The sequence below is a fragment of the Luteimonas fraxinea genome, assembly GCF_021233355.1.
GTDB lineage: Bacteria > Pseudomonadota > Gammaproteobacteria > Xanthomonadales > Xanthomonadaceae > Luteimonas > Luteimonas fraxinea.
Genome location: NZ_CP089507.1, coordinates 1,926,372 through 1,939,685, shown reverse-complemented (window position 1 = coordinate 1,939,685; position 13,314 = coordinate 1,926,372). Strand labels below are relative to the sequence as shown.

Here is a 13,314-nt window from a genome sequence, read left to right as displayed (position 1 = left end):
CGATTCCGAGACGCGCGCGTCGTCTCATAGCCCCTCTCCCCCTGGGAGAGGGGTTGGGGTGAGGGCGCTTTGGCTTGAGGGACACCTCATCGCTTGACCGCATGTCGATGCGCTCATGAACTGCCAGCCCGTCAATCCCCACACCGCGATCCGGTATGCCCCGATTCCAAGCAGCATCGGCTTGCGCCATCCTGTCTGCCTCCGTCCCGCGTCCGTTCGAACCCGCCGGACACATCGGCCAGGTGCCGGGGCGCAGGGCGGAACCGTTCAACGGCAGGGAGCACGATGATGGCCCACAGGATCGGGCGTCCGCCTCGAGAAGGCAGTCCAGCGCAGGGGATCGCGACCGCGATCTTTGCAGCCGCACTCACCACGACAGGATGCCAGGGCATGGCGATGACTCAGGACTCGGTTCCAACCGCATCCGACAGTGCGCAACTCGGCCCATTGACCGAGTGGCCGCTCAGATTTCTGCGGCACAACTTCGGTATCACGACCTACGCGTTGCAGGAATACACGGTGGTCTACGCCGATCGTCCCTACTCGGGCGGGCCTCGCCCTGCGCGAGAGGACGTGCATCCCAACTCGCTCAACGCCTCCGGCGCTGGCCATCTCATGATCCGCAACTTCCCGCCACCCGCGGTGGTGAAGTGGAAGAGCCGGGATGGCACGCCATTGGAAGCGGACGTGGATATCGGCGAGATCTTCAGGGACGAGCTGGTGCTTTACGAGGCACCGCGTGAGGAGATCTCGGATCGCACGCCAATGGTGAACCCGGACATCGTGATGGAAATCAACGACCGCACGATCAATGTCTACATGCGGGCATACCTTTCGCTGAAAGCGCCTCGCATTCCGGACAACCGGTACAGCAATTCCCGAAACGATCTTGTCCTCGCATGGAGCAGGACGTACTGACCCCGATCCACATGGAGGTGGACCATGGGTGGGAACCGACAACCCGATGGCATTGGGGCGGATATCGCGACTGCAGTGCATCTGGCGAGTTTCGATGTCGCCGAGCGTAATCTTGAAGAATTCGCCGCACCGCTCCTGCTCGATGAGAACAGGGTAGAGCAGCGATTATTTGTCGCATCGTTCGACGGCACCGGAAACAGCAAACGGGATCCGGAGAAATTTACCAACGTGGCGCTGATTGATGAGCAGATCCGTAGCCATGCAATGGAGGCAAAGGATCGGCTCGGATACACGCCGATCGAGAGGGGCTACGTCGAGGGCCCAGGCACGCAGGGCGGCATCAGCGGGATGATCGATGCGATGCACGGCGGCAGTTATGAAGCGCGCATCGAGGACATGTATTTCCAGTTCGTTCTTCAATCTCAAAAATGGTTGATCGAGAATTCCGACGCGGACATCCGTATCCTCGCCACCGGCTTCAGCCGGGGCGCTGAGCAAGCCGCCGGATTCACCCGGCTGGTAGAAGAGCGTGGCATCCAGGATCCGACGGACGCAGTGATCAAGCGAAATGCGGATGGCCTGATCGTCGGTCAGGTGATCTACCCGCGTCCACCGTTGCGCGAACCTGGAGGTGTGATCCAGGCCGCTGCGTTATTCGATCCGGTCGGCACCGGCGCACCGCGCCAGAATGACCGGCGCCTCGCGGAGTCCGTCGTGTCCGCGTTCCAGATCACGGCGATGAGCGAGCGGCGCAATCTGTTCCAGGGCACATGGATCACCGACTTCGGCGCCACGTCGGATGGCCGCTTTCTCAACGTCGGCGTCGCGGGTGCGCACAGCGACATCGGTGGCGGCTATCGACGCGATGGGCTCGGAATCCTTGCGGGGAACCTTGGTGTCGATTACCTCAACAGCATGATCCGGCCGCCGCCGCTGGAGAAACGCGCGCTTCCCGACGATCCGGATCGCTACGTGGTCCATCGGTCCGAAGAGCATCTCTCCATCTACGGCACTTCGATCTTCGACAAGGCGGGTGCGCGCGGCATGCGGGATCTGTTGGCACCGCCGTCGCTGTGCCAGATCGATTGCCGCGACGCGATGCCGCGCAACGAGGCGATGGCCGAGGCGCTGGAGTGGCAGCGTGTCGGAATCGGGCCGGTGCAGGGCAATGTGCCGGTGCGCGATGCGGGTCTCGAAAAAGCCGCGTTCGCAAGTGAACTGCTGTCGGCGGCCGCGCGCGAGGACGGGCATGCGATTTCGGAGCGTCTACGCGAGCAGCTGGCGAGTGATGCGGGGCAGACGTGGCTACAGCAAGGATTCGAAGCGCTGGAACAGCAGTCGCGCGAGGTCGCGGCGCGCGGTGGTGCGCACGGCCCGGCGCCAGCGCATCAGGTGGATGGGCCGGCGCTCTAAGCGATTCGGGTTTGCGCGAATGGACACTTCGTCTTCTGCGAAACGAACCTGATCACATCGACAGACTGGCTTCCGCGTCGTCACCCCGGGCAATGCCGGGATGACGATGGTTGCTCTGCCAGGATGACGTGACCCGCCCCTGGAAGAGCGCCAAGAAGTACAGCTGCGAACGCTTCAGCGCACCCCCGCCATCTCACGCGCCGGCAAGGTCTGCGGCCAGCCACCTGCAAGCGCGCGATACAGCGCGACCGCATCCGTCGCAGTGCGCGTACGTCCGGAGGCGAAGGCGTCTTCGGCCTGCAGCTGCGTGCGCTCGGCGTCGAGGACTTCCAGCAGGCTGGTGCCGCCGGCGTCGAAACGCAGGCGGGCGAGCTGGGCGGCGCGGGCGCTGTCGCGGGCGGCGCGTTCGAGTTCGACGTCGGCGTCGTGGGCCCGGTCGAAACGCACCAGGGCATTGCCGGTGTCTTCGAGTGCGCGCAGCACCGTCTGCTGGTAGCGCGCGAGTTCCATCGAGGCGTCGGCGTCAGCCGCGGCGATGCGTGCACGCACGCGACCGATGTCGAGGAACGACCAGTCGATACCCAGCGCGACCAGTCGTGTTTCGCTGTCGCGTCCGAACAGTGCGTCGATGTCGCCGGCCTGGCTGCCGATCAGGCCACCCAGCGTGAGCCGCGGAAACAGATCCGCCGTCGCGACGCCGACGCGCGCGGTCGCCGAGTGCAGGCGATGCTCGGCCGCGGAGACGTCCGGACGCAAACGCAGCACGTCGGCCGGCGTGCCGGGATCGATCGCGCGCGGCACCGCAGGCAATGCACGCGCAACGGTCAGCTGCGCGCGCAATGCATCGGGCGTGCGCCCGGTCAGCACGGCGATACGGTGGGTGGCGACGGCGATCTCGGCTTCCAGCATCGGAATGCGTGCCGCCGTCGACGCGGCCTGCGCCGAAGCGCGTGCGCTGTCGAAATCGCTGTCCTGTCCGGCGTTGCGGCGCGCGTCGACCAGCGCCAGCGTGTGCTGCTGGTTGCCGGCGTTCTCGGTCGCCACGCGGAGCCGTTCCTGCAGGCCACGCAGATCGAGATAGGCCGTCGCGACTTCACCGACGATCGCGACCTGTAAGGCACGCAGATCGTCCGCGCTCGCGGCCACATCGGCGCGTCCGGCCTCGACGCTGCGTCGCACGCGGCCGAACAGGTCGAGTTCCCAGCTGGCGCCGATGCCGACATCGAAGCTGTCGGTGTCGCGTGCATCGCGCGGCACGCCGGGCGCTTGGTCGGCGCTCGCGCGATTGCTGCTGGCGGTCCCGCTGGCATTGATCGTCGGCAGTTGGTCGAAGCGCGTACCGCGCAGCAACGCGTTCGCGCGGTCATAGCGGGAGAGTGCGATGCGCAGGTCGTGATTCGCGAGCAGCGTGTCGTCGACCAGCGCGTTCAACTGCGGGTCGCCGAACGCCTGCCAGAACGCGGTGTCAGCCACGACCGGCGCGGCGGTGGCGGTCGCCGGGTTCGCGGTCGCCGCGGTCGCATCCGGTGCGGCAGTGCCTTCGAAGGTCTGCGGCACGGCCATCGACGGCCGCACGTGCTCGGGGCCGACGGCGCAGGCGGTGAGCAGCGCCGCCGCCAGCACCGTGATCAGTGGACGCATCACCACGGCAGCACCTCGTCGAGATAGAAGTAGCCGCCGGTCGGGCCGGCATCGTCGATCAGCGCCAGACGCACGCTGGTGCGCGCGCCGTCGGCGACTTCGAGTTCGCCGTTCTGTTCGTCGCCCGACTTGTTCATGTCGGTGCGCACGTAACCCGGATGGATCGTGTTGACCTTGATGCCGGCGTCCTTGAGCACGTGCGCCAGATGCACGGTCCAGGCGTTGACTGCGCTCTTGGACACGTTGTAGGCCGGCACGCCCTTGAAGTCGTAGATGAAGGAATCCGGATTCTGATGCTCGCTGATCGAGCCGAGCAGGCTGGACACGTTGACGATGCGGCCGGCTGCCGACTTGTGCAGCAGTGGCAGCAGCGCCTGCGTGGTGGCGATCAGTCCGAACACGTTGGTTTCGAACGTCGCGCGCCAGGTGTCGATCGACTGGCCTGCCGTGCCGAGCTGCGCGTCGTCGAGCCCGATACCGGCGTTGTTGACCAGAATGTCGAGGCGGCCGTGGCGGTCTTCGAGGGTCTTCGCGGCCGCGGCGATGCTCGCGGCATCGGTGACGTCGAGCGCGATGGCCTCGACCGGCAGGCCTTCGGCCTGCAGCTTCAATGCGGCTGCGACAGCGCGGTCACGGTTGCGGCCCGCCAGCAGCGTGTGCACGCCGGCTTCCGCGAGCTGCCGCACGGTTTCCAGACCGATGCCGCGGGTGGCGCCGGTGACGAGGGCGATGCGGTACGAGGTGTTCATGGGTGACTCCTGGCGTGGGGATCCGGGTTGAGGCCGCGCGCGTCGGCGCGGCCTGGATCGAAAAAGGGGATGTGTGCGATGTGGCTCATGCGTGCGTGCTGCTGACGGGTGCGTCGTGCGGCACCGGCTTGTGCGACACCACCGGGGTATTGGCGAGCTTGCGCAGTGCGACGTAGAACACCGGCGTCAGGAACAGGCCGAACAGGGTCACGCCCAACATGCCGGCGAACACGGTGACGCCGGTGATCGAGCGGACTTCCGCACCTGCACCCGTCGACAGCACCAGCGGCACGGTGCCGGCGATGAAGGCGACCGAGGTCATGACGATCGGGCGTAGACGCAGACGGCTGGCTTCCAGCGCGGATTCGACGATGCCCTTGCCCTGCATTTCCAGTTCGCGTGCGAACTCGACGATCAGGATCGCGTTCTTGCACGCCAGGCCCATCAGCACGACCAGCCCCACCTGCACGAACACGTTGTTGTCACCGCCCGCCAGCCACACGCCGAACAGTGCGGACAGCAGCGTCATCGGCACGATCAGGATCACCGCCAGCGGCAGCGACCAGCTCTCATAGAGCGCCGCGAGCACGAGGAACGCCAGCAACACCGCGAGCGGGAACACCACCATCGCCGCACCGCTCTGGTTCGACTGCTGATAGCTCAGGTCGCTCCAGCCGATGCCCATGCCGGCCGGCAGCACCTGTCCGGCGAGTTCGGTGACCTTGGCCATGGCCTCGCCCGACGACAGCACGCGCGGGTCGGCATCGCCTAGCAGGTCGGCCGCGGGATAGCCGTTGAAGCGGATCACCGGATCGGGACCGTAGGTCTGGCGTACGTTGACCATCGAACCCACCGGCACCATCTCGCCCGCGTCATTGCGCGTGCGCAGGTTGGCGATGTCGGTCACCTCGTCGCGGAACTGGCCGTCGGCCTGGGCGATGACCTGCCAGGTGCGACCGAACATGTTGAAGTCGTTGACGTAGGCCGAACCGAGATAGGTCTGCAGCGTGTCGAACAGTTCCGTCAGCGGCACGCCCTGCGCCTTGGCCTTGACCCGATCCACGTCGGCATCGAGCTGCGGCACGTTCGCCTGGTAGCTGCTGATCGGATAGCCCAGGCCCGGCGTCTGCATCGCCGCCCCCTGGAACGCCTGCACGGCGGCCTGCAGTTCGCCGTAGCCCAGACGCGTGCGGTCTTCGACGAACAGCGACCAGCCCGAACCGTTGCCGAGGCCCTGGATGGGCGGCGGCATGAAGGCGAAGGTGAAACCTTCCTGGATCGTCGAGAACTTCTGGTTGAGTTCGGCGGTGATCTCTTCGGCGGTGCGCGAGCGCTCGCTGAAGGGATCGAGGGTGAAGAAGATCACGCCGTTGTTGGGCGTATTGGTGAACTGCAGCGGGTTGAGGCCCGGGAACGCGATCTCGCTGGCGACGCCGTCCACTTCACTGGCGAGCGCGGCCATCTTCTTGAGCACCACGTCGGTGCGTTCGATCGATGCGCCCTCCGGCATCTTCACGCCGGCGATCACGTACAGCTTGTCCTGCACCGGAATGAAGCCGGCCGGCACCACCTTGAACATCACGCCCGCGCCGACCAGCAGCACCGCGTAGACCAGGAACACCGCACCGCGACGGCCCAGCGAACGCGACACCGCACTCTCGTAACGCGCCGAGCTGCGGTTGAAGAAGCGGTTGAACGGACGGAACAGCCAGCCGAACAGGCGATCGATGATGCGCGTCAGGCGATCCTTCGGCGCGCCGTGCGGCTGCAGCAGCTTGGCGGCGAGCGCGGGCGACAGGGTCAACGAGTTGATCGCCGAGATCACCGTCGAGATCGCGATGGTCACCGCGAACTGCTTGTAGAACTGGCCGGTCACGCCGGTGAGGAACGCCATCGGCACGAACACCGCACACAGCACCAGCGCGATCGCGATGATCGGGCCGGAGACCTCCTTCATCGCCAGATGCGCGGCCTCCAATGGCGTGGCGCCGAGTTCGATGTGCCGCTCGACGTTCTCCACCACGACGATCGCGTCGTCGACCACGATGCCGATCGCCAGCACCAGCCCGAACAGGGTCAGCGTGTTGATCGAGTAACCGAGCAGGTACAGCACCGCGAACGTGCCGACGATCGACACCGGCACCGCGAGCAATGGAATGATCGACGCGCGCCAGGTCTGCAGGAACAGGATCACCACCAGCACCACCAGCAGCGTGGCTTCGATCAGCGTCACCACGACCGACTTGATCGAATCGCGCACGAAGATCGTGGTGTCGTAGATCGACTGGATCTGCACGCCCGGCGGCAGCTGCGGGCGCAGCTCCTCCATCTTCGCGACCACGCCGTCGCGGATGTCGAGCGCATTCGCGCCCGGTGCCTGGAAGATGCCGATCGCAGCGGCGTTCTTGCCGTCGAGGCGCGCGCGCAGCGTGTAGTCGCCGGCCGCGAGTTCGATACGCGCGACATCGGCCAGGCGCACCAGCTCACCGTCGGCGCCGGACTTCAGCACGATGTCGCCGAATTCCTGGACGCTCTCCAGTCGACCCTTGGCATTGATCGGCAGCAGGAAATCGCTGCCGTTGGGCATCGGTTCCGCGCCGAGCTGGCCGGCCGAGACCTGCACGTTCTGCTCGCGCACTGCGCGCACCACGTCGCTCGCGGTCATACCGCGCGCCGCGATCTTGTCGGGATCGAGCCACAGCCGCATCGCGTAATCGCCGCCACCGAACAGCTGCGCATCGCCGACGCCGGTGATCTTGGCCATCTCGTCCTTGACGTGCAGCCGCATGTAGTTGCGCAGGTACAGCGAGTCGTAACGGCCGTCTTCCGAGGTCAGATGCACGACCATCAGGAACACCGGCGACTGCTTCTGCGTTGTCACGCCTTGCCGTCGGACATCCTCGGGCAACCGCGCCAGCGCCTGCGCCACGCGGTTCTGCACGCGCACCGCCGCTTCGTCGGCATCGGTGCCGGGCTTGAAGGTCACGGTGAGCTGCAGCACGCCGTCGGAGCCGGCGACGGACTTGACGTACATCATGTCCTCGACGCCGTTGATGGCTTCCTCGAGCGGCGTCGCCACGGTTTCGGCGATCACCTTCGGGTTGGCACCGGGATACACGGTGCGCACGACCACCGAGGGCGGCACGACCTCGGGGTATTCGCCGATCGGCAGCAGCGGGATGGCGATCAGGCCACCTGCGAAGATCAGGATCGACAGCACCGCGGCGAAGATCGGCCGGTCGATGAAGAAGCGGGAGAAGTCCACGGGGAAATCCTTGTGGGCGGCGCGGGGCCGCAGAGAAAAGAACGCGGGAACGGCAAGCACTTCTCCCTCTGGGACAACGTGCCCTCGGGGTAGAAGGTGCCCCGGAGGGGCGGATGAGGGCGGGGTTTCAACGGTGACGCCTCGCCCTCACCCGACGCGCTGCGCGCGTCGACCTCTCCCGAAGGGAGAGGTGTGGGTCAAGCGCGCGTCAGCGCTTCGCGACCGCCTCGATCGGCGCACCACCGCGCATCGCGACGGCCTTCGGCGCAACCGGCATGCCCGGCATGAAGACCTTCTGCACGCCGTTGACGATCACGCGGTCGCCGGCGGCGAGACCCGATTCGACGACGCGCAGGCCTTCGACGACGCGGCCCGGCACGATGTCGCGGCGCTGTGCGGTGTTGTCCTCGCCGACGACGTAGACGAACTTGCGGTCCTGGTCGGTGATCACGGCCTTGTCGTCGATCAGGATCGCCGGGCGCGCGGCCGCGCCTTCCAGCTGCACGCGAGCGAACAGGCCCGGGGTGAAGCGGCGGTCCGGGTTCGGCAGTACGGCGCGGGCGCGCACGGTGCCGGTCGCGGGATCGATCTGGTTGTCGAGGAAGTCGACGGTGCCGGCGTGCGGATAACCGGTCTCGTCGGCCAGACCCACGCGCACCGCGTTGTCGGCATTGGTGCGCTCGCCGGCGCGCGACATCGCCTGGTGGCGCAGATAGGTGCGCTCATCAGTCTCGAAGTAGACGTGCACCGGATCCTGCGAGACCACGGTGGTCAGCATCGACGCATCGGCCTGGGCGAGGTTGCCGGTGGTCAGCATCGCGCGACCGGCGCGACCGGCAACCGGCGCACGCACTTCGGTGAATGCCAGATCCAGTCGTGCGGTTTCGACCGCGGCCTGCGCACCGCGTACCGCGGCTTCGGCTTCGGCGCGACCGGCGCTGCGGGCTTCGAAATCGTCGCGCGAGATCGCGCTGGCATCGATCAGCGACTGTGCGCGGGCATGACGCGTGGTCGCCAGCTGCGCATCGGCGCGGGCACGGGCGAGTTCGGCTTCCGCGCGCTGCAGCGCGGCGCGATACGGACGCGGATCGATGACGAACAGCAGGTCGCCCTGCTTCACTTCATCGCCTTCGGCGTAGGCCACGCGCTGCACGTAACCGCTGACGCGGGGGCGCAGTTCGACGCTTTCGATCGCGGCGATGCGGCCGGTGGCGTCGTTCCAGTCCTGCACCTGTTCCGACAGCACGGCGGCGACGCCGACATCCGGCGGTGGCGGCTGGGTCTGTTCCTGGGCCTGGGTGTCGCAGCCGGCGATGACCAGCGCGACGGCAACGGCGAGACCGGTGCCAGCAAGGGCGCGCCACGCGCGCGGTGTGAGGTGGGAGCGGATCATGAGCGTGATTCCTGGGGGGAGGCGGCGGTGGCGAGGCGACGCAGCAAGGCGCTGGCATCGGTCTGGTGGGAATGGGTGGGTGCGCAGGGGCCGACATCGAGGTCGTCGGACAGACCCGGCGGGCGCACGGCCGCGCCGATCGGGAAGCGCACGAGGGCGACGTCTGCATTCGCGGCGCCATCGACCAGACGCAGCGCGTGGTCGGCGATCGCATCGACATCCGGCCATTGCGCACGCGCATGGGCGGCGTTGGCATCGCAGCGCACCGGCGAATCGACGGCCAGCATCTGCACGCGCACCGGCAGCGTGCGGGCTTCTTCGTGCAGCACCCGCGCGAGCATCCGCAGCGCGGACGCGCCGATCGAGTGATGGCCGTAACCCGACCACGGATGGTCCGCGCCGGGGCCGCCGACCAGCACGTAGCCGGCGCGCGGCTGCGTGGCGAGCAGCGGCAGCAGATGGCGCGCGATCGACAGGTGCGGCAGCAGATCTTCATCAAGGCGGCGACGCAGGAAGTCCGCGGGCGCATCGAGCACACGCTGACTGCCGGCCGCGCCACGGATCGCCGCGATCACCGAACCCGGTGCCGGGCCGGGCAGTGCGCGCAGGCGCGTGGCGAGATCGGCCGCATCACCATCGCTGCGGATATCCGCGAACAGCGTGGTCAGTCCGGCACTGTGCCGGACCGTCAGCTGGTCGAGCGCTTCGGCGTCATTGGCGACCGCGATCGTGCGGCGCCCGGCGGCCAATGCCTGCGCAACCACGCGCGTTCCGACCATCCCGGTGGCGCCCACAATCACCAGAGGCGCCCTGATTGTCCCTTTCATGGGATTTTGTCTCCCGAAAACCGGTCTTCGATCGATGCCGGGGCACTGCGGCGGCGGGCATTGCCGGGCAACCAGGACCACAGCCAGCCCCAGCCGGCATGGCCGGCCTGGAGCCGCTTGGGGGTGGCGATCCGTGCGCTAGACGATTGATTCGGCGGGATTTCCATGCGCAGCCCACGGCGACGCGCGGGGGCGGTCGCAGGGCGTTGCACAGGGGGCGCGGCGGGACGGAGGGCGGACATGGGCGGCGGCGACTCGGGGGATGCCGCAGATCATCCGCCTCGAAAGGGGACTTGATTAGTCCCTATTCGAGGGAATAATTATCCCCGTCACGGTCCAATCCTCCGCGCACCGTGCGCGCGCCCGCTCCAGGAGTTCCACATGGCACACGATCTCAACGAGACCCTGATCTTCGTCAAGGTGGTCGAGCAGGGCAGCTTCATCGCTGCCGCCAATGCGCTTGGCCTGCCCAAGACCACGGTCAGCCGCAAAGTGCAGGAACTCGAACAGCGACTCGGCGCGCGCCTGCTCAACCGCACCACGCGCCGGCTTGGCCTGACCGAGGCCGGCAGCATCTATCACGAGCATTGCCAGCGCATCGCGCGCGGCCTCGAAGACGCCGAAAGCGCCGTCGCGCAGTTGCAGTCCGGCCCGCGCGGCTGGCTGCGTTTCACCGTGCCGTATTCGATCGGCATCACCTGGATCGCGCCGCTGCTCGGCGACTTCCAGGCGCAGTACCCCGAGATCCAGCTCGACATGCACATGGGCAACGAGAAGCTCGACCTGATCGCAGGCGAAGCCGACCTCGCCCTGCGCATCGGCACGCTGCCCGATTCCAACCTCGTCGCGCGCAAGCTCGGCAGCCTGCGCACGCAGGTCTTCGCCAGCCAGTCCTACATCGAACAGCACGGCGAACCGCTGCATCCCGACGACCTGCAGCACCACCGCACCCTGGTGATGCGCAAGAGCCATAACGCGAACAACCGCTTCATCTGGTCGCTCACCGACGGCCGCGCGCTGCGCGATTTCCCGGTGAACCCGCAGCTCGTTGCCAACGATCCCGCCGCGCTGAACTGGGCACTGATCAAGGGCGAAGGCCTGATGCTCACCGGCGATGTGATGGCCAAGGCCTTCGTCGAAGCCGGCATGGCGCAACGCGTGCTCGCCGGCTGGACCGGCCCTGAAGTCGACTTCAACGCCGTCTTCCCCGGCGGCCGACTGGTGTCACCGAAGGTGCGCGCGTTCGTCGATTTCCTGATCGAACGCCTGAACTTCGACGCCGACCACATGCAGACGCTCTGCCAGGTGCAGCAGCAGGCACTGGAAGCGAAGGCGGCGGGCAAGGTGGCGCTTGCGCAGCTGGAGAAGGCGACGCGGCGGGTGGTGGTGCCGGTGGTGGATGTCGAGGAGGAGGTTGTGCCGGTCGGCAGGTAAGTGTGTCGGCACGCGCCGGAGGCGGTGCCTGCTCTGCTCTTCGCTGTTGATCGCCGTAACGCCACCGCGTCTGTATGCAGACCCGTAGGGCGTCGCACATGGATGTGCGGCGTTTTTCGACCGAGCCAGGATGGCGAGTCGAAAAATCCCGGAACGAATGACTGGCCGGATTTGCTCCCTCGGGGCTGGCCCTTTTCTTTGGTTCCGTTTCTTTAGGGCCAGCAAAAGAAATGAACCCGCTCGCCGCAAGGCGAGTGGAAGCGTTTGACGTTGCGTCTCCCGGCGCAGGCAAACGCACAGGCGTAGATCAAACGCTTTCGTCCGCTGACGCGGCCGAGTTCATTTCTTTTGGTTGACGCCAAAAGAAACGAAACCAAAGAAAAACGTCTCCCCGACACGTCCGAAGCCCGCGGCTCTTAGCGCATCTGGATTTTCCGACTCGGCATCCTGCCTCGGTCGGAAAACGCCGGCCATCCATGGCCGACGCCCTCCGGGTAAGTGCGGGTGCGGGTGCGTTACAGAGATCAAAAGCCCGGAGCGCAGAGCGCAGAGCGACAGCGGAAACGCAGAGGCCAGAGCGCCATCGCGCGAGGCGCAAAAAATCAGTCCAGCTTGACCAGCAACTTCCCGAAATTCCGCCCTGCCAACATCCCGATGAATGCCTCCGGCGCGTTCTCCAGACCCTCCACGACATCCTCCCGATACCGCACGCGTCCATCGCGCAACCACTGCCCCATCTCGCGCACGAACTCGGGATAGAGCGCGATGAAGTCGCGCTGGATGAAACCGCGGACGGTCAGGTGGCGGCTCAGGATCGCGCCCATCAGTTGCGGCACGCGGTCGGGGCCGGCGGGCGGAGCGGTGTCGTTGTAGTGGGCGACGAGGCCGCACACCGGAATGCGGGCGAAGTCGTTGAGCAGGGGCAGCACGGCGTCGAACACCTTGCCACCGACGTTCTCGAAGTAGACGTCGATGCCGTCCGGGCACGCAGCCGCGAGCTGCTCGGCGAAGTCGTCGGCGCGGCGGTCGAGGGCGACATCGAAGCCGAGGTCGTCGCGGACGTGCGCGACCTTGTCCGGGCCTCCGGCGATGCCGACGGCGCGTGCGCCGTGGAGTTTCGCGATCTGGCCGACAGTCGCGCCCACCGGTCCGCTCGCCGCGGCGACGACGACGGTTTCGCCGTGCTGCGGCTTGCCGATCTCGTGCAGGCCGGCGTAGGCGGTGAAGCCGGGCATGCCGTGGACGCCGAGTGCGGTCTGCACCGGCAGGCCGGCGGGGCCGAGTTTGCGGCGCAGGCTTTCGCCATCGACGACGGCGTGTGTCTGCCAGCCGGCATGCGCGAGCACCAGATCGCCCGGCGACCAGGCCGGATGCAGCGACTGCACCACTTCCGAGATCGTGCCGCCGTCCATGACCTCACCGATCTCGACCGGCGCGGCGTAGGAGCGACCGGCGTTCATGCGGCCGCGCATGTAGGGGTCGAGCGACAGCCAGCGGTTGCGCAGCAGCACCTGGCCGTTGCGCGGCGCAGGCACCTGGAATGTTTCGACGCGGAAGTCATCGGGTGTCGGCGCGCCGGTCGGGCGCGCGGCGAGGACGATGCGGGTGGCGGTGGAGTCGCTCATCGGGTCGGCCTGTTCGATTGGACACCCTTCATAGCGCACGCGACCGTGC

9 protein-coding genes are annotated in these 13,314 nt (G+C 67.0%); 3 read left to right on the top strand and 6 right to left on the bottom strand.

The features are described from left to right. The first annotated feature begins 390 nt into the window (after nt 1-390). Nucleotides 391-918: a hypothetical protein gene (locus tag LU699_RS08610; RefSeq protein ID WP_232136543.1), complete on the top strand. Its 528-nt coding sequence runs from the start codon at nt 391-393 to the stop codon at nt 916-918. Nucleotides 919-942: 24 nt separating this feature from the next. Then, entirely contained in the window at nt 943-2,331 is a 1,389-nt protein-coding gene (locus tag LU699_RS08605) for a phospholipase effector Tle1 domain-containing protein (RefSeq protein ID WP_232136542.1), read from the top strand. 174 nt (nt 2,332-2,505) lie between these two features. Here LU699_RS08605 and LU699_RS08600 read toward each other — a convergent pair whose 3' ends face one another. From LU699_RS08600 to LU699_RS08580, 5 genes are all read right to left on the bottom strand, one after another. Next, nucleotides 2,506-3,972 carry an efflux transporter outer membrane subunit gene (locus LU699_RS08600; protein WP_232136842.1) on the bottom strand — a complete coding sequence of 489 codons (1,467 nt, stop codon included), beginning with the start codon at nt 3,970-3,972 and terminating at the stop codon, nt 2,506-2,508. After that, nucleotides 3,972-4,721, bottom strand: coding sequence for an SDR family oxidoreductase (locus LU699_RS08595; RefSeq protein ID WP_232136541.1), 750 nt, complete (start codon nt 4,719-4,721; stop codon nt 3,972-3,974). The genes LU699_RS08600 and LU699_RS08595 overlap by 1 nt, the downstream gene beginning before the upstream one ends. 85 nt (nt 4,722-4,806) lie before the next feature. Further along, nucleotides 4,807-7,986, bottom strand: a complete 3,180-nt coding sequence (locus LU699_RS08590; protein WP_232136540.1) for an efflux RND transporter permease subunit — start codon at nt 7,984-7,986, stop codon at nt 4,807-4,809. Nucleotides 7,987-8,194: 208 nt separating this feature from the next. Then, entirely contained in the window at nt 8,195-9,379 is a 1,185-nt protein-coding gene (locus LU699_RS08585) for an efflux RND transporter periplasmic adaptor subunit (RefSeq protein ID WP_232136539.1), read from the bottom strand. Beyond that, entirely contained in the window at nt 9,376-10,158 is a 783-nt protein-coding gene (locus LU699_RS08580) for an SDR family oxidoreductase (protein ID WP_232580555.1), read from the bottom strand. The genes LU699_RS08585 and LU699_RS08580 overlap by 4 nt, the downstream gene beginning before the upstream one ends. 429 nt (nt 10,159-10,587) lie before the next feature. Between LU699_RS08580 and LU699_RS08575 the strand changes: the two genes are divergently transcribed. Continuing rightward, nucleotides 10,588-11,640 carry a LysR family transcriptional regulator gene (locus LU699_RS08575; protein ID WP_425491059.1) on the top strand — a complete coding sequence of 351 codons (1,053 nt, stop codon included), beginning with the start codon at nt 10,588-10,590 and terminating at the stop codon, nt 11,638-11,640. Nucleotides 11,641-12,242: 602 nt separating this feature from the next. Here LU699_RS08575 and LU699_RS08570 read toward each other — a convergent pair. Further along, nucleotides 12,243-13,265: an NADP-dependent oxidoreductase gene (locus LU699_RS08570; RefSeq protein ID WP_232136537.1), complete on the bottom strand. Its 1,023-nt coding sequence runs from the start codon at nt 13,263-13,265 to the stop codon at nt 12,243-12,245. Nucleotides 13,266-13,314 lie beyond the last annotated feature (49 nt).